Consider the following 24,433-nt stretch of genomic DNA (forward strand, 5'->3'; position numbering starts at 1 on the left):
CTTGTGCGAGATTAGTTTTGTGTTGAGGCGTAAAAAGGAACGAGCACGCTCAGCTCCCGGGATGTGCCGATGGCCATATGCGGATGCCGCTCGGGAACGAGCCATTGCAGGATGCGCACCACCTCGTCTCGGGCAACCGTGACGCATCCGGCCGAAGCGGAATCCGGCCCTCCCCATAGATGCAGAAAGATCGCGCTGCCTCGTCCCGCTACGACAGGGCTGTCGTTGTACCGGATGACAGCGGCGTAGGCGTACGGCGATATGGCGAGCCGTTCGAACGACTTCCACCGCTCCTTCGGATCCCCCTCAAAGTTCACCCATTGATTATAATCGGGAGACTCCGGATCGTCCACCCAATAATCATTTTGTCCGACCAAACGATAAGGCCACTCGCATCCGGCCGGTGGGGGCATCGTACCGAATCCTGTCCCCATACGGAACAAGCCGATCGGTGTCTTCCTATCTCCCTCGCGCTTCGATGCCGTCATCCCGTTCTTGCCAATCGCAGCGGGGGTTCTCAACGATTCCAGCCACTTGCCCGAAGCGGTCGACCATTCGAACGCCCGCAGAACCGCCTTCGATGTTGCATACCCGTCCGACTCCACCATGAGCAGCTGACGACAGAAAATAAAAATCGCCTCCATTTTGATTGACAATTCCGGAGATCCATTCCATTATACAGGGAGTAACACTTTTCTGCCTCGGCTGCCGCAGCCAAACAGCATTATAGTACCAAAAGAAGTCATCGTTGTCCCTAACATTACAGGCCCCAAGCCCCTACAATGGTACTATCTATGCCGCTGCATAGCCTAACCCACCCATGAAAGCGGAGGAACTAATTCATGACCAGTCTCAAACAAGCCGATGTTGTCATCCTTGGAGGCGGCACCGGCGGCGTTGCTGCTGCACTCGCGGCGGCCAAGCTCGGCAAGCGCGTCATCATGACGGAGGAGACCGATTGGATCGGCGGTCAGTTGACGAGCCAGGCGGTCCCGCCGGACGAGCACAAGTGGATCGAGCAATTCGGCTCCACTCGCAGCTACCGGGAGTTCCGCGAGGGCGTGCGCGCCTATTACCGCGATCACTTCCCGCTTACTCCGGAAGCCCGGGCGAACGCGCGGCTCAATCCCGGAGGCGGCGGCGTGAGCCGGCTGTGCCACGAGCCCCGCACGGCGCTGGCCGTGCTCCAGCAGATGCTCGCGCCTTACATCCATAACGGCCGGATTACGATCTTGACGCGCCATGTCATTACCGACGCGCAGTCGGCCGGCGACGAAGTGCAGTCCGCGACCGTTCGCAACCTTGATAACGGCGAGCTGATCGAGCTCCGCGCGCCTTACTTCATCGATGCGACCGAATGCGGGGACGTCCTCCCGCTCGCCGGCGTAGAATACGTGACCGGCGCCGAGTCGAAGGCGCAGACGGGCGAGCCGCATGCCCTCGACGGCGATGCCGATCCTCAGGACATGCAGGGCTTCACGTACTGCTTCGCCATGGATTACATCGAAGGCGAAGACCATACGATCGAGAAGCCGGCCCGCTACGAGTTCTGGAAAGAGTACAAAGCGGACTTCTGGCCGGACAAGCTGCTCAGCTGGAGCGGCGTTCGCCCGCATACGCTCGAGCCGGTGAAGTATGAGCTGTTCCCCGGCACCGACCGCTATTCTTTATTCTACTACCGGCAGATCGTCGACAAGAACCATTTCCAGGAAGGCACGTTCGACAGCAATGTGACGTTGGTCAACTGGCCGCAGAACGATTACTGGCTTGGCTCCGTAATCGACGTTAGCGAGGAGGACCGGCAGAAGCACCTCGAGGACGCCAAGCAGCTCAGCCTGTCGCTCTTGTACTGGCTGCAGACCGAAGCACCCCGTCCTGACGGCGGCCAAGGCTACCCAGGCTTGCGTCTGCGCAAGGATGTCGTCGGGACCGAAGACGGGATCGCCAAATACCCGTACATTCGCGAATCCCGCCGGATCAAGGCCGAGTTCACCGTGCTCGAGCAGCACGTCTCCGCTGATTGCCGTCCCGACGGCCAGGCCGAACCGTTCTTCGACTCGGTCGGCATCGGCTGCTACCGCATCGACCTGCACCCGAGCACCGGGAACCGTCATTATATCGACGTCTCGTCGCTGCCGTTCCAGATTCCGCTCGGCAGCTTGATCCCGATTCGGGTCAACAATCTGCTGCCTGCGTGCAAGAACTTGGGCGTTACCCACATCACGAACGGCTGCTACCGCCTCCACCCGGTCGAGTGGAACATTGGAGAAGCGGCAGGCTATCTAGCCGCTTATTGCCTGGAGCGGGGCTTGCGTCCGCGCGACGTGCGCAATTCCGCCGACGAGTTGAAGCAGTTCCAACAATTGCTGGTAGGGCAAGGAATTGAACTGGCTTGGCCATCCGTCCATGCGGTATAATTAGACGAAGTTGCATGACTAAATCCATTTCTTATGAGGTGTAGAGACGATGAGCAAGAAAGTTCGCATTGGTGTCGTAGGCGCCGGCTCGATCTCGGAAAGCCATTTGAGCTCGTACAAGAACAATCCTGAGGTCGAACTGATCGCCATCTGCGACCTGAACGAAGCGCGCGCCAAGGATAAGGCCGCCAAGTACGGCATTCCTAACGTTTACACCGACTATCACGCCCTGCTGGCGAATCCGGACGTGGACGCGATCAGCGTCTGCACATGGAACAACTCCCATGCTCCGATCAGCATCGCCGCCTTGAACGCTGGCAAGAACGTGCTGTGCGAGAAGCCGCTGTGTAAGACGGTAGCCGAAGCCTACGAGGTGGAAAAAGCGGTCAAAGCGAGCGGCAAAGTGCTTCAAGTGGGCTTCGTGCGCCGCTATGCCTCCAATACTCGCATCGTGAAGCAATTCCTTGACAATGGCGATCTGGGCGAGATCTACTACGCGAAGGCGAACTGCATCCGCAGACTGGGCAATCCGGGCGGCTGGTTCTCCGACGTGGAGCGCTCCGGCGGCGGTCCTCTGATCGACGTGGGCGTGCACGTGATCGATATTTGCTGGTACTTGATGGGTCGTCCGAAGGTCAAGACGGTCAGCGGCAACGCATACAAGAAGCTGGGCAACCGTTCGAACATCCAGAACCTGAACTACTACAAGGCGGCCGACTACAACGCGGAGATCAACACTGTAGAAGATATGGCGAACGCCGTAATCCGTTTCGAGAACGGCGCCTCCATCCTCGTCGACGTGAGCTTCACGCTGCATGCGAAGAAGGATGAGATCACGGTAAAACTCTACGGAGACAAAGGCGGCGCCGAGCTCGAGCCGGAGCTTGCGATCGTCACCGAGAAGTACGACACCATCTTGAACGTGACGCCGCAGATCAACAACCTGTCGTTCGACTTCGTAGCCGGCTTCCAGAACGAGATCAACCATTTCGTCGACGTGTGCCTCGGCCGCAAGGAGACGCTGAGCCCGGTCGAAGACGGCGTGGAAATGATGAAGATTTTGTGTGGCATCTACGAATCCGCCGAGCTGGGCCGCGAAGTTCATTTTGATTAATGGCATTAACTAAAAACCCCCATGCCCTCGTCTGCTACGGGAGCGGCATGGGGGTTTTTAGTTGCCTGAATAATGTGATACAACTGGATGCTTCATGAGCGGTTGTCGCTCTAACACATCATTCAGCCCCCAATCCAATATTAGTAACCATCCACACCTTTGTTGATCTCCGGTTACATCCCATTGTTGGAGTTACAGCCTTTCCATGTGTTTGGTTAACGGAAGTTGGCAACAAAAACGGGTACCTGGTGTACCATGAGCACGAATCGGAACCAGATTCCGCTATGCTACCGGAAACCAAAGAAAGTAACCCTTCTTGGGAACAAGGTTCCCTTAATTCGGGGCAATGGGGCTAGAACCGTTCATTTTGAAAGGAACCGCCCGAAATTAATACTAAAAAAGCCACTGGCATAGAGCCAGTGGCTAGTGTGCAGGAAAACGAGCTAGCGAACTTATTTCTTAACAGTAGCGTACCAGTCGTTTGCGGCTTTGATCATTTCGTCCCCGCCCTCGGCTTTCCATTGAGCCAGGAACTTGTCGTAGTTGTCGAGCGATTCGCCGCCGGTGATGTACTTGATGAACGTGTCTTCCATCAGCTTGTTCAGCTTCTGTCCGTTTTTCGCGATAGCGTCAAGCGGAGGAGCGAAGGAAAGCGGATCTAAGACGGTGTTGCCTTTTGCATTTTCTTGGTTCTTGTTGAAGGCGTCGGTCAGGATAGGATCCTTGCGAACGCGTGCTTGCCAGTAGATCGGGTAATTCGTCTCGTCTACACCGGTCAAGAAGCTGCTGGCGTTGTTCAGATCGTCGTTGAACTTAGGCAGAATCGGGAAGTAGTTGCCGTTTTCCACTTTGTAGTGAACGCCTTCTTGTCCGATAGCCGCACCCTTGTGGATTTCTTTGTCCAGCTTCAGGTCGAGGTATTTGATGATTTCTTCTTTGTTCTCGGCCCATTTCGGGATTGCAATGTAATAACCGATGCTGGCGGCGCCCAGTACTTGGGTCTTGCCATTGTCGCCTTTCAAGTAAGGCACTTGAGCGATTTTGGCGTTCGGGAAGTTTTTCACCAGCGTGTTTTGTACGGTCGGAGCATTGTAGTAGCCGTTCGCGAACATCGCAGCCTTGCCGCTCGCGAAGTTCTCGATCAGCTTGTTGCCTTGGTTCAGCGCCCACTCGGCATCGATCAGCTTCTCGTCATACAGCTTCTTCATGAAGGCGAGGTACTGTTTCATGCCAGGGTTCTCAACGTAATGCGTGATCTTCCCGTTGGTCTCTTGCCATGCCGTAGTGATGCCGAATGTAGACGAGATCTCGGTTACGATCGGAGCCTTGCCGCCCGTGAGCGGGATGACATTCTTCTTCTCTTTGATCGTCTTCAGGAACGTGTACAGCTCATCGCGAGTCGTTGGCAGCTTCAGGCCGAGCTCATCCACCCAATCCTGACGGGTGATCAAGGCGGTGTTGACGACTGTTCCGGATCCGGATTGCGGAATCCCGTAGGTTTTGCCGCTCAGCTTAGCGCCGTCCCACGTTTTTTGGCTGATGACGCTCTTCATGTTTTTGCCGTACTTGGCCACCAGTTCGTCGATCGGCTCCAGGGCGCCGGACGCAGCCAGCTTCGCATATTGAGCGGATCCCAGAATCATGAACGAATAGTTTTCTTTGCTCGCCATGAGCAGGTTCAGCTTGTCATCCGGATTCTCAACTGGCAGCATTTCATAGGTGACTTTGTAGCCGGTTTTCTCGTTCAAATATTTCGCTACATATTCTGCGTTAGGATCGAATCGGCCGTACTGGATAAGGGCCTTGAATTCCGGCTTCGGCTTGTTCGGATCCACCGTCGCGCTCGGGCTGGGGCTCGTGGAGCTGCCGCCGGTTGTTTTGGTGTCGCCGCCTCCGCATGCAGCCAGGGACACGGCCAGCGCGCCAATGGAGACTACCGTTAATGTTTTCTTAAACATGGAAGAACCTCCCCTTAGATGTGCAAATCGAATGCTCAATTGGTGTGTCGCCAACCTCTCAATCTCCCGTCGCTCACTGTTTAGCTCGCGAGCACGCCCTCACCTCCCTTCAGTTAGACTTTAGCTTAGCCCTTCACCGACCCTACCAGAACGCCCTTCACAAAGTACTTTTGCAAGAACGGATAGACGAGCAGGATCGGTACGGTGGCCACAATGATCGAAGCGGCTTGAATCGCCTGCGGGGCCGTGTTCATGGCGGCATCGATATTGATGTCCTGTCCGGCCCGCAGGAACGCGTCGCTCGAGGAGACGAACAGCTCTTTCAAGTACAGCTGGAGCGGCTTCAGGTCGGCCTTGTTAATGTAGATCATGGATGTGAAGTAATCGTTCCAGAAATGCACGGCGAAAAATAACGCGATAGTAGCCAAGACCGGCAAGGACAGCGGCAGCATGATGCGGAACAAGATCGTCAAATTGCTCGCGCCGTCGATCTTCGCGGATTCCTCTAACTCATCCGGCAAACCCTCGAAATAATTTTTGATAATCAGCATGTTGTAGACACTGATCATCGCCGGCACGAACAACACCGGCAGCGAATTGATCAAATGAAGCTTTTGCATCAATAAGTAAGTCGGAATCAAGCCCCCGCTGAACAACATCGTAAAAATGTACATCAGGATAAACCATTTGCGGCCGTGCAGCCTCGGCTTGGACAGCGGGTAAGCGGCCAGCGTCGTCATGAAGAGCGCTAGCGCCGTCCCTACTACCGTGACGGTAACCGAGACTTTGAAAGCGTTCATGAACATGGAATTGGACAGCACATACTTGTATGTTCCGATTTGCGCGTCAATCGGGATCAGATTCACTTTCCCCGAGATGACGGCGGCTTCGCTGCTGAGCGATTTGGCGAGCAAGTTCACGAAAGGAAACAATGTCGTCAAGCCTAGCAGGATGAAGAATGTATAGTTGAAAAACGTAAAGATGCGTTCACCGACCGAGATTTTGAGTCCGCTTCGTTTCGGTCGTTGTGTGGATGCGGCAGTTCCCGCGCTCATGACGATGTCCTCCTCTCTGGTTGGTTACCACATGCCCAACTTCAAATATCTGCGGCTTAAGTAGTTGCCGGACAAAATCAAGATTAAGGCTACTACGGAGTCGAACAAGCCGACGGCTGTGGAGAAGCTGTAATCCTGGTTGCCGAGACCCATCCGGTATACGTACGTTCCGATGACGTCGGACACGTTGTAGACGCTCGGGTTGTACATGACGAGGATCTGTTCCGTTCCGGCCTCGAGAATGTTGCCCAACCGAAGGATGAACATCAGCATAATGATAGGCACGAGACCCGGGAGGGTGATGTGAATCGTCTGCTTCCAGCGGCTCGCTCCGTCGATCTTCGCCGCTTCATAGAGCTGCGGATCGATACTGGTCAGCGCCGCGAGATAAACGATCGTGGACCATCCGGTTTCCTTCCAGCCCGCGGTGGTGATCAGGACGGATCGGAAAATTTCGCTATCCAGGAAAAATCGGATCGGTTCGCCGCCCAAGTTCACGATCATCTTGTTGACGATACCGCCGTTCGTGGACAGCAGGTCGATGAACAGCCCGCTGACGATAACCCACGACAGGAAGTGCGGCAGATAGATCAGCGTCTGTATCCCTTTCTTGAACGCCATGTTCTTCAGCTCGTTCAAGAGGACCGCGATGACAATCGGGAGCGGGAACAAGAAGACAATTTTGTAGAGCGAGATAATCAGCGTGTTCTTAAATACATTCAAAAAGCTTTCGGAACCAAACAATTTGTCGAAATGCTTGAATCCGACCCATGGACTGGCAGCCATGCCGTCAAAGATATTGAAATCTTTGAAAGCGATCACGATCCCGTACATGGGGGTGTACTTGAAAAGAATCAAGAAAGCGATGCCTGGTATCAGAGCCAGGTACAAATCCCAGTCTTTTCGGATGTCTACCAATAGCCTTCGGGACTTAGAACGCTTGGCAGCAACCGACACTCCGGTATCGACCGGTTTCATATAGATCTCTCCCCCTTTTCTGTAGGTTCACCTGTTCCGATTCGTACTTGCGTGGAAGCGCTTGTCTTGAAGACCGGAAGGAGACTTATCGGTACAAGTGTAGCAAACGGATGGGCCATTTGTACCGGACATCGATGACTAGTTTTGGTACTTTGATTACTGCCTTGTCAAAAAATGCGGAACAACGAAAAACCCCGGCCAATGGCCGGGGTTTCGGTGTACGTCGCACGATTTGAAACACTAGTCGGTTATTTGAGTTCGAATTTCCCCATGTTCAACTGCTGCTTCTGCTCCTCCGTAAGCTTCGGGATTTTGTTCTTGCCCTCTCCCCCGCGCAGCTTGATCCCGGCCGTCTCCTGCACGTAATCCTGCAGCTTCTTCATCTCCGGTTCCGTCACGGCGGAGAGCAGCCGGTCACGGCCCAGCCTGCCCATCATATGGCCGATGACTTCGCCGGCCAGCGCCGTCTGCGGCTGGATTCGGGCGCTGCCGTAGGCGACGGCGGTCGCCCCAATGTTCTTCCCCGCCGTAAGGACATTGGCATAGCCCTTCGGGAGGAAGGCGCGGAGCGGCATGCCGTACTTGTCGGGGTCGCCGACGCGGGTGCCCCATGTGTGGGTTAGCGTGCCCTGGAGATCGATCGGGTAACCGGCCACACTAACATCATCCCAGAACATCCGGCCGCTCATCAGATCGGACGCCTGCAGCACATATTCCGTCTCGTACCGGTCGTAATCGCGGACGTACAAGTAGTCGGGGAACCCGTTCAGCTCGGCGTTCTCCCAGCCGGGGAGCCACTGACGGAGATGAGGAAGAATGCGCTCCGTCTCCTGGCGTCCCCACTCGAGTGCCGTTCGGACGCTGGCTTCGTTCGCGGGGTCGACGTTGTAAATGAGCAGAGCATTGATCAACACTTCCCCGTTGCCCTGATTCACCGTATTCAGGCCGCGTAGGAACAGCTCCTTGCGTGTAGACTTGTAGCTCGCTCCGACGTTGCCGAAGCCCCAAGTGAACATGTCGGTAACGTTCGTCTCCGCGCCATACTTCTCTTCGATCTCCTTATGGCTTAGCTTGTTGACTTCCTTCTGGAACTTGGCCCAATCGATGTTTTTGAATTTCATCATGATCGAGGAGGCCATATAGTCCTTCGCGACGCCGGGCGCGTCGAATACGGTCTCTATGCCGGGTATCCGTGTGAGCCCCAGTCGGCTCGTCAGCGCGGCGAAGTCCGTATTCTCCACCCAATAGCGGGACCGGATCGTCTTGGACTGGCGGTCCTTCGTCAAGTAGGTGATCGAGTCGATGCTTCGCTTCGAGGTCTTCTCATCCTGCGAGAACGACACGTTCGTAATCTGGATGCCGGATTCGACCGCAATTCCGTCCAGCAGCGAATCATAGTACCGCTTGAATTCATCCTTCTTACGGATGTCGCCTTTTTTGTACGCGTCGAACAGCTGCTTCACCTTGCCCTGGAGCAGCGATTTCCCGCCGTCGGCGAACGGCTCGTCCAAGTACAGCATCTCGCCCTCGATCAGCTGGCCGCCCGGCTTCTCGCGCGGATCGAGTATGACTACGTTCAGCCCTTCGTCTCTCGCCGCCCGGGCGAGATAGACGCCTTCGATCTCGGAGCCGATCAGGACGACGTCCGGCTTCGTCGGGTCGTTCGGAGGCGGCGCGGTCGTAGGAGGTTGCCCCTCCGAACGGCAAGCCGCGAGCGTCGCGGCTGTGAGAGCAAGGGCCATGAGGACGGCGACCAGCTTGTTGATGCGAGCGGCCCTCATGATCGAATCTCCCCCGGAGTCACGCCCCAGAACTTGCGGAAGACGCGGGTGAAATAGCTGCCGTCGTGGTAGCCGACGAGGCTCGCCGCCTCGCTGATCTTGGCCCCGTCCAGCAGCGCAGCCTTCGCCCGCTCCATCTTGCGCTCCAAGACATACGCGGAGAACGACTTGCCCGTCTCCTGCTTGAACAGGCGGCTCAGGTACGACGAGTTCACGTAGAGCCGATCCGCTACCGTATGGAGCGTAATCTCCTGATCCATCTCGTTCTCGACGATGCCGAGAATCGACTTAACGATCTGATGGCTCGTCGTGCTGCGCTGCCGGTGCACGTACGCGATGACGCTGCGCACGATCCGCAGCAGCCAGTTGTGGATCTGCTCCTTCGTCGTGAGCAGCTTATGGTTCTGCAAATACACATAGTCGTCCCCGACGAGCTCCAGGATGACCCAGCCTTGCTTCTGGATCGTCCGCACGAGCAGGCTGCTCCAATACAGCACATGCTCGTGCACATCCCCGATCGAATCCGCCCGGTCCATCCCGATCTTCCACAGCTGCTCGACGGTCTCCAGCGCCTTCGCCTCGTCGCCGGTCTGCAGAGCGATCTCGAGCGCCTTCTCCAGGCTCGGCTCCACGGCGAGCGCCGGGGTCCGTCCGGGCGTCTCGCGATACGGGATCGCGATGTCCCGTCCGTACAGAATCCGGCTCTGCAGGGCGCTGCACGCTTGGCTGTACAACAGCGGCACTTCGTCCAAGCCGCCGCAGCTGCCGCTGATGCCTGCGCTCGCGGTCAGCTTCAGGCACGCCTTGACGTTCGAGAGCAGCCGCGTCATGGCGGTATTCACCATCAGCAGATGCTGGTTCGGATCGCGATCGGCCGGCATCGGGAACAGCACCACCGTATACCCGGTCGGTTCGGAGCATACCCAGCAGTCCTCGAGCATCTCCTTGGCGATACTGTTCAGGGAGAACTGCAGGAGCGAGGCGTCTTGCTGAGAGAACCGGGTCTCCTGCTCCGGCAGCGGGTCCATATCAACGACTGCGGCAGCATACCGGGTATCCGGGTTCAGCGAGATTTGCACGTCCCGGGCGCGTCCGATCACCTCCGCCCCCTCGTACTTGCCGGACACCCAGTTGAGGAAAAAATTGTTGCGCAGGTGCGGCAAATGCTGCGTCCACCGCTGCATGAGCTCGTCCTGGTCGTGACGGCGCTCCAGCTCCTCGCGCAGCTGCTTGGCCGCGTCCAGCACCGCGTGCAGAATCTCCTCGTCCCCGGCCGGCTTCAGCAAATATTTGACGACCCCCAGCTCGAGGGCGGTCTGCGCATAGCTGAAATTGTCGTGCCCGCTCAAAATAATGAGCTTGGTGAGCGTGCCCTGCTGCTGAATGTGTCTCGCCAGCGTCAGCCCGTCCATCCCCGGCATCTGGATGTCCAGGATGACGATGTCCGGCTTCCGCCTCTCGATCAATTCAAGGGCGTGCAATCCGTTGTGCGCCATGCCGATCACTTCGATCCCGTGCGATTCCCAGGCGAAGTTATGGGCGAGACTGTTGCATAACCGGATCTCATCCTCTACGATTAACAAATTCATGCGCGGTTCTCCTCTCCAATCTGCAGGGCGGGCGGCTTCTTGTTGTATAGATTCAGCTGAGCGACGCATCGTTCGAGCGGCAGGACGACCGTGGTCTTCGTGCCCTCCCCTTCCTTGCTCTCGATCGTCAAGTTAGCCTCTGGGCCATACAGCATCTTCAGCCGGGACATCACGTTGCGCAGCGCATACAGATCCTGCACCGACTCGCTGGCGAACGACATCTCGAGCTCGCCGTCCCCGGAGATGCGCTCCAGCTCCTCTTGAACGTACGCAACCCGATCAGCGGGCATCCCGATGCCGTTGTCTTCGACGGTCAGCTCCAGCAGATCTCCCTCCAGGCGGCTCGAGATGACCAGCAGCCCGTCCTTCGGTTTTTGCTCCAGCCCGTGCAATATTGCATTCTCGACGAGCGGCTGCAGCAGCAGCTTCAGAATCGGCACTTGCTTCGTCTCCTCCTGCACTTCATAGCGGACGGAGAATTTGTCCAGGAAGCGGAGCTGCTGCACCCGTACATAGTAGTGCAAGTGGGCGACCGTCTCCTCAACGGTGAACGTGTCCCGCCCTTTGTTCAGGCTCAGCCGGAAAAACTTCGACAAATTCAGCACCATCTCGCTGATCTCGTCCGCTTCGTAGTTTTTGGCCGCCCAGTAAATCGAATCTAGGGTATTGTACAAAAAGTGCGGGTTAATCTGCGACTGGAGAAACTTCAGCTCCGTATCGGTCAAGCGCAGCCGCTGTTCGTAAAAGTTCTCGATCAGGTGCTTCTGGTCCGTCACCATCTGGTTGAACGCCTTCGTCAGGTAGCCGAATTCGTCCTTCCGTTTATTCTCGATCTGAATGTTGAACTTGCCGCTGCCTACGCCCCGCATCCCATGATAGAGCCGCTGCACGGGGGACGCGATCCCGCTGTAGACGATCCAGGAAATGCCGAACGCGAGCAGAACGCTGATCAGGATGATCAAGTACGTGTAGAACCGGATCGGGTTCGTCCCGGCGTACAGCTCCTCCATCGGCTGCAGCATGACGAGGGACCATTTGTAATAGCGGGAATCGCTCTTCACCGAGAAATAATCCGGATCCAATTCGTGCACCGTGAGCGGATTCGGAGTCGCACTTCCCGTGCCGGTGACGAGCTCCTCCTTGTTCGTGTACAGATAGATTTGCGCTTGCGGCGACGGCAAGAGCGAGCGGATCAAGTTCAACAGCTTGTTCCGGTCGATCGTCACGATCAGAAGGTCCGGCTGCCGGTCCAGGTTGTTGATGCCCGTTGCACGGATAAGAGAGATACTGTCCGTACCGAGAATATTCCCGGCGGTCAGCTTCCCGATACCGGTCGCTTCCTCGGGCAAGCTGAAGGTGATGCCGGAGCCGTTATCGATCGCCAGCTTGCGCAGCCACGCGAGCTGATCCGGATCCATAATATGCTTAACCCCGTTAATCGACGAGACGAGTGTCTGCGAACGCGCATGGTAGATAGACATTTGGGACACCATGTGGTTGATCGACGTTACGTTCGTGAACTGCTTCAGGATATCCACGAAGTTCATGACCGCCTGCGGCGTCAGGATCGTTCCGATCTGCTCGGACAGCTTGAGAATATTCGGATCGGTCGCGACCAGCGTTGAGATCTCCACTACATTTTGCAGCGTCAGATCGATATAATCCATGGAAGAGTTCAGGCCCGCCTTCGTCCGTTCCGCCGTCTGCTCCAGGAGCACGTCCCGGGAGCGGACGTTCGAGAACAGGCTGATGGCGACGAGCGGCAGTAAAATAAACAAGAAGTACAACGTAAGCCGGACTTGAATTTTTTGCGTATATTGCCGGTAAATCCAAGCGAATACATTCATAGGCCTTCCGAATCCTTTCCTGCGGGACTACTTCTTCGCAGCGCGAAACCACTCATTGACTTCCCGCGTCATCTCGTCCCCGCCCTCTTGCTTCCACCGCTCGACATATCGGTCGAATTCATCCAGAGGTTCGGTGCCCACGATGATCTTGGTGAACACGTCCTGCAGAGAGGTCAGCTTCGCCTTGTATTTCTCCATCGCCGGAGTGGGGAGTCCGACGAATTGATTCTTGATGAGATTTTGCTCGATCAACTGCTGGTTCTCGTACAGATGGAAATCTCCCAGCGAATCGAGCCGGACTTTGATCAGATCGGGACGGCCCACCTCGACTAGCGAGTGATAGATACCCCGGTATTGATGCTTGTTATGCTCGGCGAAATTGGTGACGATTTTCCCGTTCTGCCAGGACCAGATCTCATTCTCGAAGCCCAGCTTCAAATTGCTGTACCCGTCGCCCGCTATGAAATTTAACATGCGGATGACCGCTTCCGGATTTTTGCTTCCGACCGGGATGACTTCATACTCCCTTACGGGCGGGGAATCGTATACGCCCTTCTCACCATTAGGGCCTGTCGGATATTCGAGCGGAATCCACTCCGCATTCGGATCGAGGTCCTTGTTGAGTGCGATCGGTCCGCGCGTATCGTACCACGTGGCGGAATAGATCCCGACTTTGCCGGACTTCACCTTCTCCTCCAGATTGCGCGTCTTGTTCAGCGGGAATTCCGGATCGAGCAGCCCTTCGCTGTACAGCCGGGACAGGAAGCCGAGCGCCCCCTTCGTCTGCGGAAGAATATTCGTGTTGACCAGCTTCCCGTTCTGCTCGGTCCATTGGTTCAACTGAACGCCGAATGCGCCGAAGAACGGTGCGGAGCGACCGAGGTATTCCGTCATGAGCAGCCCGATCGTATCGTCCTTGCCGTTGCCGTCGGGATCCCGCTCCTTGAACGCCTTGATCACGGTGTAGTACTCGTCCAGCGTCTTCGGCGGCTTCAGTCCCAGCCGGTCGAGCCAGTCTTTGCGCGCGTACATGAGCTCGACGCCCTTCACCTCATTCACGCTGGGGATGGCATAGATTTTGCCGTTGAACGTCACCTTGTCCCAAGCTTCCTTGGGCATTTGCGCCTTGATATCCGGTCCGTATTTATCGAGCAGGTCGTCGAGCGGCAGAAGCGCATTTTGATTCACGTAGCTCGCGACCCAGACATCGTCGAACACATTCAGCATATCCGGCTTGTTGTCCATCGACATGAACAGGTTCAGCTTCTCCTTATACCCTTCGAGCGGCGGGAGGATGACGTTCACGTTCGTGTTCGTATTGTTCTCGATGTAGTCCAAGTAGGGGTTGTTGTTCTCGTCCAGCCCGGGCGGAAAACCAAGCCCAAGACTATTGACCACGATCGTGATCGGGTCCTTGCTCGCGCTCGCTCCGCCGGCCTTCGAATACGGCCATAAGTCCCGGAACGAGCAAGCGGTGACTACGGCTACGCAGGAGATGCCAACAACGGCAAGCGGCAGTACGAATTTTCGTCGTTTCACAATGCATTCGACCCTCTCTCTGGCAAACGCTTACAGGGCGCACGAACCGGCCCCAAAAGTTTGCTAGTATTGTATCATCTCCCCTCACAAAAAGGAAGAATACCCGTTCGCGTTTCCAGTGGAACCCTAATCATGCCAAGAGAAACCCCACAAAGTGACGTGGGTCTTCGGAGCTTATTCCGATTACTTTGCGGGGACCCCGGGGATAAAAAAGGAGTGTCGCAAAACCGGACGCTTATCTCGCCTGGCTCTCTTGGTTCCGGTATACTAGACAGAAGGACCATGAAAGAATAAACGTAATTGAGGGAGTGGGAATCGAAATGCTAAGAATACCATTCGAGGAGCTGCGCTCGCGGTTGGAGCGGATCTTGCTCCAGCATGGATTCACGGCCGACCGGGCGGCGGCGTGCGCGCGAATGTTCGCGGAGACGAGCCGGGACGGGGTGTATTCGCACGGCTTGAACCGGTTTCCCGTGTTCGTCAGCCTCATACAGAGCGGCATCGTGCGCCCCGATGCGGAGCCGGAGCTCGTGGACGCGATGGGCCCGATCGAGCGCTGGGACGGCCGGCTCGGCCCGGGCAATCTGAACGCGACGTTCGCCATGGGGCGGGCGATCACGCTTGCGAAGCAGCACGGTCTCGGCCTCGTGGCGCTGCGCAACACGAATCATTGGATGCGCGCCGGGTCGTACGGCTGGCAAGCGGCGGAAGCCGGCTGCATCGGCATCTGCTGGACGAATACGATGCCGAACATGCCGGCCTGGGGCGGGCGGGACAGCAAGCTCGGCAACAACCCGCTCGTGCTCTCCGTGCCGAGAGAACGAGGGCCGATTGTGCTGGACATCGCGATGTCGCAGTATTCGTACGGCAAGCTGCATACATACATCCTGAACGAGGAGCAGCTGCCCTTCGACGGCGGATACGACGAGGACGGCCGGCTCACCCGCGATCCGGCGGCGATCACGAAGTCGCGGCGGCCGCTGCCGATCGGATATTGGAAGGGCTCGGGGCTGTCGCTGATGCTCGACCTGATCGCCGTGCTCCTAAGCGGAGGGCTATCCACGATGGAAGTGGGCCGGCTGCCCAATGCCAAAGAGTACGCCCTCTCGCAAGTGTTCCTCGCGATCGACTGCGGGCGGCTGCCGGATCGCGGCGAGCTGCAGGCCCGCGTGGAGGCGATCCTGGACGACCTGCACCAGAGCTTGCCGGTAGACGAATCGAGCGGCCGAGTGCGTTATCCGGGCGAGGGCGTGCTGAAGACGCGGGCCGCCAATCTCGAACACGGCATCCCGGTCGACGAGAGCATCTGGAAGCAAGTACTCGACATGTAATAGACGACTGCACAATACATCCCCCGCCCCGGCTATCGGCCGGGGCTCTTCTTCGTTCCCGAATGATGTTTATGAACTAAGCGCCGGGCAATAATAGATCATGCCGGAGTAGAATACGGGGAGGGTTGGGAAGATGAAACGGTCTAGCAAGAATACTAACGGAAGCACGGAAGACCATGCCGACGGGAAGCCGTCCGTTCCTTCCGAGCCCTTTTTCGCCTCCCTTCCCGATAACCTTCAACACTTGAGACAAGTACTCGGCAACAGCTACGATCTCATAATCAGAGAGTTTCGTTTCGGGGCCGAGGGGCGCCTTCATGCCGCCATTTGTTATACGGACGGGCTGGTCGATACCGATGCGGTACAGACCCACATTCTGGATACGCTAACGTCGGACCGCGAATCATCCGGGCCTCATATATGGCAGGACTTGAGGGACCGCATCTTGGGCGTAAGCAACATTCGGGAAGCGGCGGATTACGGAACGCTGCTGACGGCTCTCTTGTCCGGCGAAGTCATCTTCTTGATGGATGGCCAGGCGCAGTGCTTCAGAATCTCGATGAAAGGCTGGGAATCCCGCAGCGTCACGGAGCCCAGTACCGAATCGGTCGTTCGCGGCCCCAGGGAAGGCTTCACGGAGAACTTAACTACGAATACGGCCATGATCCGGAGGAAAATTAAAGACCCGAATTTATGGCTCGAGCAAAAAGAAATCGGCCGGGTAACGAAAACGAACGTAGTGGTTATGCACATCCACGGTATAGCAAACGACAAAATCGTGGCCGAAGTGCATAGGCGTCTGGATCTTATCGACATCGACAGCATCCTTAGCGGCGGCTACATTGAAGAATTGATTCAAGATGAAACGTATACGCCCTTCCCTACCATCTACAATACCGAACGACCGGATGTGATCGCCGCCGAGTTGCTGGAGGGGAAGGTTGCCATATTGGTGGATGGAGCGCCATTCGTTCTGGTCGTACCCGCTTTGTTCATCAATTACCTGCACTCGGCCGAAGATTACTATCAACGGGCCGATATCAGTTCGCTGATCCGGATCCTGCGGTTTATCGGCATCTTCATCGGACTTCTCGGACCTTCGTTGTACATCGCAATCACAACGTTCCATCAGGAGATGCTGCCGACCCAACTGTTGATCAGCCTTGCTGCGCAGCGCGAAGGCATCCCCTTCCCCGCCTTCATCGAAGCGCTCATGATGGAAGTGACATTCGAGATCCTGCGCGAAGCCGGATTGCGGATGCCTAAAGCGATCGGTCAAGCGGTGTCCATTGTTGGTACGCTCGTCATCGGGTCAGCGGCGGTTGAAGCGGGCATTGTATCAGCCGGAATGGTCATTGTGGTCTCGATCACAGCCATCTCCAGCTTTGTGGTGCCCGGTGTCGGCATGTCCATCTCGATTCGAATGCTGCGTTTCCCGCTCATGGGATTAGCCGCCTCCTTCGGCATATTCGGGATCATCGTAGGCCTCATCGCGCTTGTGCTCCACATGTGCAGCTTGCGTTCATTCGGCGTGCCCTACATGGCTCCGTTCGCACCTATCGTTTTAGACGATCTGAAGGACACATTGTTTCGGCTGCCGCGATGGGCCTTGGTTACTCGCCCCAGACTGATCAATCAGCAAAATATTAGACGCTCTCGAACTTCACGCCCCAAGCCGGATTCTCGGGTATGAGTCTCCCGATAAACCTGCAGGCATCTGAAGTCCGGGTTACACATGTACAGGGAGGATACTCATCGTGCGGAAGATCTTGATGCTGCTTATTGCCGTCATCCTGCTCTTGCCGACCACGGGGTGCTGGAATCGCCGCGAGCTGAACACGCTAGCGATCGCGGTCGGAATTGGCATAGACAAGGCTGGCGACAATTACGAAGTATCCGCACAGGTGGTCAACCCCGGAGAAGCGGCTGCCCGTAAAGCCACAGGTACCCGCTCCCCGGTCACCCTATACAGGGCAACGGGATCTTCCATTTTTGAAGCGCTGCGCAAAATGACAAAGGAAAGTCCTCGAAAAATATACCTTTCCCATGTCCGTATTTTGGTGATCGGCGAATCCATGGCAAGAGAGGGCATCGGGGAAGTCATCGACTTCCTGTCGCGGGATCACGAGTTTCGTACCGATTTTTTCGTCGTCGTGGCGAAAGAAGAAAAAGCGGCGGATTTGTTCACCATTATGACGACGCTGGAGAAACTCCCTTCGGTCGAGCTGTTCAATTCCCTTGAAATGTCGGAGCGAGTTTGGGCCCCTACAATCGCCGTTACGCTAGACAAGCTCCTTAACGATCTTACCAGCCAAGGGAAGCACGTCGTTCTAACCGGCGTTCGCGCGACAGGCGACAAAGAAATTGGGAAAACGGAGAAAAACACGGAAAGGATCGAACAAGAGAGCCGACTCAAGTCGAATGGAATGGCGGTCTTCAACCGGGATAAGCTGATCGGCTGGCTGGATGAAACCGAAAGTAAATCCTATAACTATATTACGAACCATGTAAAAAGTACGGTCGGACACATCCAATGTCCGGACGGAGGCGATTTATCGCTTGAAGTCCTCCGTACTCATGCGGAAGTCAGCGGGAAGCTCGTTAACGACAAGCCAGTTATCGACGTGAAGCTTCGAGTTGAACAGAATGTGGGTGAAGTCAAATGCTCCATCGATCTGACGAAACCGGAGAGCATTCAACAGATTGACACCTTGTCCGAAGAGAAGATTAAAGGGATGATCGAGTCCACCATCAACAAATTGAAAAAACAATTCAAAGTGGATATTTTCGGATTCGGGGAAGCCTTCCATCGCGCTGAGCCGAAAGCTTGGAAAACATTGGGGAAAGATTGGGACCGCCAATTCGTAGGTCTCCAGGTGAACGTGAGCGTTAACGTAAAGACGCTGCGTATCGGGACGATTACCAATTCCGCTAAGAAAGAGATGAAGAAGTAAGGGAAGGATCGAATGTGGGAATAATCGGAGTATTGGCCATCACTATCCTTATTGCGATGCTGGAAATCCCTAAACTCTGGAAGAAGCGAATGAAAAACGATATATGGGTATATTCGATTCTTCTTCTCGCCGGAGCTCTTCTCAACGGTGTGATTGTCCTGCATCTCCCGATGCCGAATCCGCTTGAACTCCTTGCATGGCTGTACAAACCGGTCAGCGATTTCGCAATGAAGCTGTTGTCCTGATGGATTGCTCCGTCTTGGTTTTCCATTCTGCGTAAGGAGGGGTCTCATATGCTGGAGACGGGGAAAATCAGCCTTAGACAATTTACGATCATGGTCTTGTTCGTGACAGTGGGTGAATCCATCCTAATCATACCGGGTTTTACCGCGGTGGAAGCCAAACAAGACGCATGGCTGTCCGGCCTTATCGCCATGCCTGTCGGTCTGTTTGCCGTTTACATTTACGGTACGGTCGGCAGGCTGTACCCAAGATTGACCCTGATCGAGATGACCAATAAAATCTTGGGGACATGGATAGGAACGATCGTCTCCCTCTTATTTTTATTGCTGCCGTTCTACAATATTTCCGGGCTTGTTAGATTGCTGAGCGACTTCATTTCCACTCAAATTATGCCGGAAACTCCTTTTTACGCGATTCATGTCCTGTTTATCGGGGTAATCGTAATTGCAGCCCGGTTAGGATTGGAACCTACAGCACGTGCCGCGGAAATCTTTCTACCCTGGTTTCTCTTGCTTTTCCTGGGATTCGTCGTGTTTCTATTCCCGCAAATGGATGTAAAAAAATTGCAGCCGGTATTGGAGGACGGAATTAAGCCGGCACTGCGGGGCTCCATCGCTAACGCCTCCTTCCCCTACATGGAGCTTGTCAGCTTCATGATGATTTTCCCTTTTGTGAATCGAGCGGATAAGGTACGGAAGCATTTTGTCGTCGGAGCCCTCCTGGGCGGATTGATTCTCGTCATCACCATCACAGTCAGCCTTCTTGTGCTTGGAGTCGAAACTACAGCCTTGAACTTGTACCCCAGTTATACGCTCGGCCAAAAAATAAGCATCGGCCGGTTTATTGAACGGGTGGAAGCGATCATGGCCGTCATGTGGATCTTGACGCTGTTTATGAAAGTGACGGTTTATGTCATCATGATTCAGCTCATGCTTGGGCAACTGTTTAAGCTGAAGCAGGCTCGAGCTCTGGCTTTGCCGATCGGCTTTTTCGCGATTGGTTCCGGTATAGCCATTGCTCCGAATATTACGGTTTTTAATCACGTCGCTGCTATGTACTGGCCGTTTTTCTCCGCGTCTTTTGGCGTTGGTCTGCCCGTTTTGCTTTTGATCGTTTATTCGGTTCGCCGGATGGCGAAGAGTTCTTGAGCAGCAAAAAGACTTCACCCCGCACCATAGTGGAGATGAAGTCTTTTCTGTGACTTACAGCGAGCTAAGCACCTTGCGCACCGCTTCGGCGACGTCGTCCATCGCCTGGACGTCGGACAGAAGCACGTTCTGCGTCAGCCAGAGCGCTTCCTTCTCGCACACCGCTTCGCACACCGGGCAATCCTGCTGCGTGCGCTTGCCGGTCCAAGCTTCCACCGCATCGAGCACGGCGACATTCCGATTGAGCGGCACGTAGCCTGCCGCGACGGGGATGCCTTCGGCCTGCAGCCGGCGGATCACCTCCGCCTTCTGGACGCGCTCGGTTACCGACGGCTCCAGCTTGAACATGTACAGATGGTACGCGTGTCGAGTAATTCGAGGGTCCTGCTTCATGAGCCGCACTCCGTCGATGGAGCCGAGCAGGCTATCCAATCGGGCCGCATTCTGCTCGCGAAGGGTCATCTGCTCCTCCAGGCGCGTCATCTGGGCGAGAACGATCGCCGCCTGGAACTCGGACAGTCGATAGTTCTGCCCGAGCTTCTCATGCTGATACCATTCGCCGTTCGGGATACGGCCTACGTTGCAGATCGACCACGCATTTTCCCAGAGATGCGCTTGATTCGTCGTGATGATGCCGCCTTCGCCGGCATTCAAGTTTTTGCTCGACTGGAGGCTGAACGTCCCCAGATCGCCGATGGAGCCGACGCCCCGTCCTTCCCACTTGGCGCCGACCGCTTGGGCCGCGTCTTCGATGAGCGCGAGCCCGTGCTTCCGAGCGATCTCGCCGAGCCGCGTCATATTCGCCGGTGCGCCGGCTATATGCACGGCGATGATCGCCTTTGTCTTCGGCGTGATCAGCGCCTCGACCTTCTCCGGATCGATCAGCAGCGTGTCCGGTTCAATGTCCGCGAAGACGGGAATTGCCCCGTAGGCTAGTGCTGCCGTCGCCGTGGCAATGAATGTATACGGCGGAATGATCACTTCATCGCCGGAACGGACGCCGGCCGCTTGCAAAGCTACGGTTATCGCTACCGTTCCGTTTACTACACTTACCGCATAAGCCGAATCCTGCAGCTTGGCGAATTCTCGCTCCATCTTCGGAAGCTTCGCCTCATACCCGGCTTTAGTCCCGCCGGAACCGCCCCACTTGCCGGACTCCAGCACTTCCTTCAGCATTTGCAGCTCCAGCTCGTCATAAATCGGCCATTGGGAAAAGCCCGCCGTACGAACAGGGGCCCCTCCATCGATCGCTAGCTTGCTCATCTAATATCTCCTCCCGACAAGAACATGTCTGTAACTTGGGATGGCACTGCCATTCGTCCCTAAGTGTAGAGGATTTGCCGGGAGCATGTATGTCATTTTGCGAAAGAGACCAGACAAATTGTAACGCGATCGCACAAAAAGGCGCTTCGGTCCCAAACCACCGAAACGCTTGTCTTGCATGGATTAGATGCGCTTATTGACGCGTTCGAGCAAGCTGCTCCTTCGCCATCCGCACCATCTCGCGCACCATGGCGCCGCCGATTTCCCCTCCGATGCGGCCCGCCGCCTCGGACTTCAATTCTCCATTGTTCCCTTCCGTTAACGGCACGCCCAAGGAGCGAGCAACCTCAAACTTCACATCGTCCGGATGGGACGGATCCACTTTGTACCCTTCCTGCCGCATGACTTGCGCTTTGAACAGATCCAGACTTTGTCCGGCTTCCGGTACAACCAGCTTCCGGTTTCTTCTGCGCGCCATAGAGCTATCACCTCGAAGCTAGTGTAACCGCTGAGCCGGCCGGTCATGCATCCAAAGAAAGCCCGGGATTCCAACTTTCATTTCGGTTTCCAAAAAGAAAAGAAGCGATTTTGCTCCAAAAAACGTTATAATGGAATAGGAATGATTTGTGACTCGAGGTGAGAGAGAGAATGAATATTGCTTTTTTTCTAGTCCCGAAGCAAGAGGTTGTTTGCTTGACCTCCACTTCCACACTGCGACAAGCTTTGGAACGAATGGAATATCATCGCTACACGGCCGTGCCGATTCTAAGCGAAGACGGCCAGTATGTAGGGACGCTTACAGAGGGCGATCTGCTCTGGTTCATGAAGAACAACGAAGGTGTTACATTCGATAACGCCAACCGCGTGCCACTGTCCGAGATTCCGATGCGCATCAACAACGTACCTGTACACATTAATGCCAATATGGACGACTTGATCTCCAAAGCGACTACCCAGAACTTCGTACCCGTCGTGGACGACATGGATCGATTCATCGGGATCGTGCGCCGAAGCGACATTATCGAGTATTGTGCCGGGCAAATCTTTAAGGAAAAAGTAGTAGGCTAGCCTAACATGCGTTAGGCTAGTTTCTTTTTTGTACGATAAGCGCGTATGTAAAAGCCGCTGACGATGTCAGCGGCTGCCGGTGTTGCATTAGCCCGTGAATTCTTGTACCCATTCGCCGTTGTAGTACGCAACGCCGATCTTCGTGAAGTTCGGGCTCAGGATGTTTTGGCGGTGACCCGCGCTGTTCATCCAAGCGGTCATTACTTCCTGAGGCGTGCGTTGGCCTTTGGCGATGTTCTCGCCGGCATAACGGAACGGAATGTTGTAGGATTTCATCATATCAAACGGAGAACCGAATGTAGGCGAAGTATGGTCGAAATAATTCCGGTTGTACATATCCTTTGCCTTGTCCATCGCCATATTCGTCAAAGCAGCATCGCTGGTCAGCGCAGACAGACCCGCTTTCGCGCGCTCCTGGTTCACCAGATTGACCACCTGATTCGCAAAAGAGCTCTCAGTGCCGGTAGACGGCTGAGTCGGCTTCGGTGTCGGTGTAGGCGTCGGCTTTGGTGTAAATGGTGTTGGCGCAGGTGTAGGCTTCGTCGTTGGCGCCGGTGTCGGTGTTGCCGGTGTCTCTGACGGTGTTGTAGGTGTAGTTGGTGTTGTTGGCTGCGTTACTTCCGGCAATCCAGGCAGTTGAATATCCGGAATCTGAAGGTTCAGCCCCGGGCACATCTTTTGGATTTGCTCGGCCAGGTTAAAATTACCGTTCAGCAGATCGGCCAAGCTCAACTGCTTAAAGCCATAATAGACTTGAACGTTATTGCCTGTATTTTTCGACAGGTCGCTCAAAGTAGCCGCGGATGCGGAACCTACTCCGGCAGCACCGCCGATAACGCCAACCGCCAATACGCCTGCTAGCAACTGCTTGCTAAACTTCTTCAAAAAACTCCACTCTCCTTATCGGCCTGCGAGGTTAGCTGACGGATTCGGGTAAAGAGTACACCCGGCCGCATCCGACGATGCAGCTTCACCCCAAAATTGGTTCCCCCGTGCTTCTAGCAGCTTCGGCCTAATTTGGTTTGTTTGGTGCCTATTAATTGTAGCACGGTTCAATTCGCGAATTCATGCCACAAAGTCTTCCATCCAAACCGGATCGTGGACGCGTACCGATTACCGGTACGTTTTGATGAAGTCAACCGCCTTGCGAATATCGACTTCCGGCTGGTCGCCGACTTCGCGCTCGATCGTCAAGTAGCCGGTATATCCGATGTCTTGCAGCGCCTTGAAATACGCGGCAAAGTCGACCTTGCCCTCGCCGAGCGGCACTTCCTTGAAGATCTCGCCCGAACGAACCATTTCGGCAATTTTGCCGTGATCCATCGGCTCGTAACCCAAGGCGCCGTAGATTTCGCGCGGATCGACTTCCTTGTAGCGAATGCCGTCCTTCACATGGGTGTGCACGATATAATCCTTGAGCGTATACACGCCGCGGACCGGATCGTCGCCGGTGACCATGACCATGTTGGCCGGGTCAAAGTTGACGGACACGCCGCGGCTGCTGAGCGTATCCAGGAAGCCCTTCAGGTGCTCGGCCGTCTCCGGGCCGGTCTCGATGGCGAAGAAGCCGCCCATGCTGCTCGCATATTGGCTCAGTTCCTCGCACGCCTGCTGCATGGCCGCGAATACCGCGCCGTTCCTGTCCGACGGCACGATCCCGATATGGGTCGTCACGATGTTCGTGCCGAGATCTTGCGCGAGATCGAGAATCCGCTTCGACTTCTCCACCTTGGCCGGGTTGGCAGCCGTATCCTGGAAGCCATGGCCGCCCAAATCGCCGCACAGCGCGGAGATCTCGAGGCCGAGCGAGTCGATATACGCCTTCAGTTCCTTGCGCTGGGTTGCGGACAAATTCGCAGGGTCCATCTCGCCGCTGACCGCATAAATCTGTACGCCCTCCGCCCCGACTTCCTTAGCTTTCTTCAAGCCTTCCCGAACGCCGATTCCAAAGCTGTCTACGATAACGCCGATTTTGTTCGTGAGTGCCATACAAGTTCAACCTCCGCATGAATTGGATTAAGTATCAGACTGCCTTTTGCATACGTAGTGATTGTACTTGCGTTCGGATTGCGCTGTCAACTTCGACCACTCCGGTCTTCCAGCTTTTATATACGCACAACAGCCCTTTCTTCAGAGGAAGAAAGAGCT

General features: G+C 55.6%; 20 protein-coding genes and 1 riboswitch. Of the genes, 8 read left to right on the forward strand and 12 right to left on the reverse strand.

What is annotated here, in order from left to right; genetic code table 11:
• Positions 1-11: 11 nt before the first annotated feature.
• Entirely contained in the window at positions 12-656 is a 645-nt protein-coding gene (locus tag ACI5FR_RS03170; protein WP_405450181.1) for a L,D-transpeptidase family protein, read from the reverse strand.
• Positions 657-842: 186 nt separating this feature from the next.
• Between ACI5FR_RS03170 and ACI5FR_RS03175 the strand changes: the two genes are divergently transcribed.
• Both ACI5FR_RS03175 and ACI5FR_RS03180 read left to right on the forward strand, forming a co-directional pair.
• On the forward strand, positions 843-2,417 hold the full coding sequence (locus ACI5FR_RS03175; RefSeq protein ID WP_405450183.1) for an FAD-dependent oxidoreductase: 1,575 nt from the start codon (positions 843-845) through the stop codon (positions 2,415-2,417).
• Between the two features lie 49 nt (positions 2,418-2,466).
• Positions 2,467-3,531 carry a Gfo/Idh/MocA family protein gene (locus ACI5FR_RS03180; protein ID WP_405450185.1) on the forward strand — a complete coding sequence of 355 codons (1,065 nt, stop codon included), beginning with the start codon at positions 2,467-2,469 and terminating at the stop codon, positions 3,529-3,531.
• Positions 3,532-3,983: 452 nt separating this feature from the next.
• Here ACI5FR_RS03180 and ACI5FR_RS03185 read toward each other — a convergent pair whose 3' ends face one another.
• The 7 genes from ACI5FR_RS03185 to ACI5FR_RS03215 all read right to left on the reverse strand — a co-directional run bounded on the left by ACI5FR_RS03185 (position 3,984) and on the right by ACI5FR_RS03215 (position 14,278).
• Complete coding sequence (locus tag ACI5FR_RS03185) at positions 3,984-5,489, reverse strand: extracellular solute-binding protein (RefSeq protein WP_405450187.1); 1,506 nt, start codon at positions 5,487-5,489, stop codon at positions 3,984-3,986.
• Between the two features lie 125 nt (positions 5,490-5,614).
• Positions 5,615-6,544: a carbohydrate ABC transporter permease gene (locus tag ACI5FR_RS03190; protein WP_405450190.1), complete on the reverse strand. Its 930-nt coding sequence runs from the start codon at positions 6,542-6,544 to the stop codon at positions 5,615-5,617.
• 24 nt (positions 6,545-6,568) lie between these two features.
• Complete coding sequence (locus tag ACI5FR_RS03195; RefSeq protein WP_405450192.1) at positions 6,569-7,522, reverse strand: ABC transporter permease; 954 nt, start codon at positions 7,520-7,522, stop codon at positions 6,569-6,571.
• A 248-nt stretch (positions 7,523-7,770) separates the two neighbouring features.
• Positions 7,771-9,303, reverse strand: coding sequence for an FAD-dependent oxidoreductase (locus ACI5FR_RS03200; protein ID WP_405450195.1), 1,533 nt, complete (start codon positions 9,301-9,303; stop codon positions 7,771-7,773).
• Positions 9,300-10,892, reverse strand: a complete 1,593-nt coding sequence (locus ACI5FR_RS03205) for a response regulator (protein ID WP_405450197.1) — start codon at positions 10,890-10,892, stop codon at positions 9,300-9,302. Before ACI5FR_RS03205 ends, ACI5FR_RS03200 begins: the two co-directional genes overlap by 4 nt.
• Positions 10,889-12,739, reverse strand: coding sequence for a cache domain-containing sensor histidine kinase (locus ACI5FR_RS03210; protein ID WP_405450199.1), 1,851 nt, complete (start codon positions 12,737-12,739; stop codon positions 10,889-10,891). Before ACI5FR_RS03210 ends, ACI5FR_RS03205 begins: the two co-directional genes overlap by 4 nt.
• Before the next feature lie 27 nt (positions 12,740-12,766).
• A complete protein-coding gene (locus tag ACI5FR_RS03215; RefSeq protein ID WP_405450201.1) occupies positions 12,767-14,278 on the reverse strand; it encodes an extracellular solute-binding protein in 1,512 nt (503 codons plus the stop codon).
• Positions 14,279-14,598: 320 nt separating this feature from the next.
• Between ACI5FR_RS03215 and yiaK the strand changes: the two genes are divergently transcribed.
• From yiaK to ACI5FR_RS03240, 5 genes are all read left to right on the forward strand, one after another.
• On the forward strand, positions 14,599-15,609 hold the full coding sequence (yiaK, locus tag ACI5FR_RS03220) for a 3-dehydro-L-gulonate 2-dehydrogenase (protein ID WP_405450203.1): 1,011 nt from the start codon (positions 14,599-14,601) through the stop codon (positions 15,607-15,609).
• Positions 15,610-15,742: 133 nt separating this feature from the next.
• Complete coding sequence (locus tag ACI5FR_RS03225; RefSeq protein WP_405450204.1) at positions 15,743-17,302, forward strand: spore germination protein; 1,560 nt, start codon at positions 15,743-15,745, stop codon at positions 17,300-17,302.
• A gap of 64 nt (positions 17,303-17,366) precedes the next feature.
• Complete coding sequence (locus tag ACI5FR_RS03230; RefSeq protein WP_405450207.1) at positions 17,367-18,563, forward strand: Ger(x)C family spore germination protein; 1,197 nt, start codon at positions 17,367-17,369, stop codon at positions 18,561-18,563.
• Positions 18,564-18,577: 14 nt separating this feature from the next.
• On the forward strand, positions 18,578-18,808 hold the full coding sequence (locus ACI5FR_RS03235; RefSeq protein WP_405450209.1) for a hypothetical protein: 231 nt from the start codon (positions 18,578-18,580) through the stop codon (positions 18,806-18,808).
• A gap of 48 nt (positions 18,809-18,856) precedes the next feature.
• Entirely contained in the window at positions 18,857-19,954 is a 1,098-nt protein-coding gene (locus ACI5FR_RS03240) for a GerAB/ArcD/ProY family transporter (protein ID WP_405450211.1), read from the forward strand.
• A 54-nt stretch (positions 19,955-20,008) separates the two neighbouring features.
• Here the strand turns inward: ACI5FR_RS03240 and ACI5FR_RS03245 are convergent, their stop codons facing one another.
• Positions 20,009-21,217 carry a DegT/DnrJ/EryC1/StrS family aminotransferase gene (locus ACI5FR_RS03245; protein ID WP_405450214.1) on the reverse strand — a complete coding sequence of 403 codons (1,209 nt, stop codon included), beginning with the start codon at positions 21,215-21,217 and terminating at the stop codon, positions 20,009-20,011.
• A gap of 193 nt (positions 21,218-21,410) precedes the next feature.
• Entirely contained in the window at positions 21,411-21,695 is a 285-nt protein-coding gene (locus ACI5FR_RS03250; RefSeq protein WP_405450216.1) for an alpha/beta-type small acid-soluble spore protein, read from the reverse strand.
• Between the two features lie 170 nt (positions 21,696-21,865).
• On the opposite strand from ACI5FR_RS03250, the gene ACI5FR_RS03255 reads away from it, so the two are divergent.
• Positions 21,866-22,285 carry a CBS domain-containing protein gene (locus tag ACI5FR_RS03255; protein ID WP_405450219.1) on the forward strand — a complete coding sequence of 140 codons (420 nt, stop codon included), beginning with the start codon at positions 21,866-21,868 and terminating at the stop codon, positions 22,283-22,285.
• 87 nt (positions 22,286-22,372) lie between these two features.
• Here ACI5FR_RS03255 and ACI5FR_RS03260 read toward each other — a convergent pair whose 3' ends face one another.
• Positions 22,373-23,170, reverse strand: a complete 798-nt coding sequence (locus ACI5FR_RS03260; RefSeq protein WP_405450222.1) for a CAP domain-containing protein — start codon at positions 23,168-23,170, stop codon at positions 22,373-22,375.
• Between the two features lie 4 nt (positions 23,171-23,174).
• A riboswitch (cyclic di-AMP (ydaO/yuaA leader) is annotated at positions 23,175-23,308 on the reverse strand.
• Between the two features lie 90 nt (positions 23,309-23,398).
• Positions 23,399-24,274, reverse strand: coding sequence for a sugar phosphate isomerase/epimerase family protein (locus tag ACI5FR_RS03265; protein ID WP_405450224.1), 876 nt, complete (start codon positions 24,272-24,274; stop codon positions 23,399-23,401).
• Positions 24,275-24,433 lie beyond the last annotated feature (159 nt).

This window comes from Paenibacillus sp. HJGM_3 (assembly GCF_045062745.1).
In the GTDB taxonomy this organism is placed as follows: Bacteria; Bacillota; Bacilli; order Paenibacillales; family NBRC-103111; genus Paenibacillus_AA.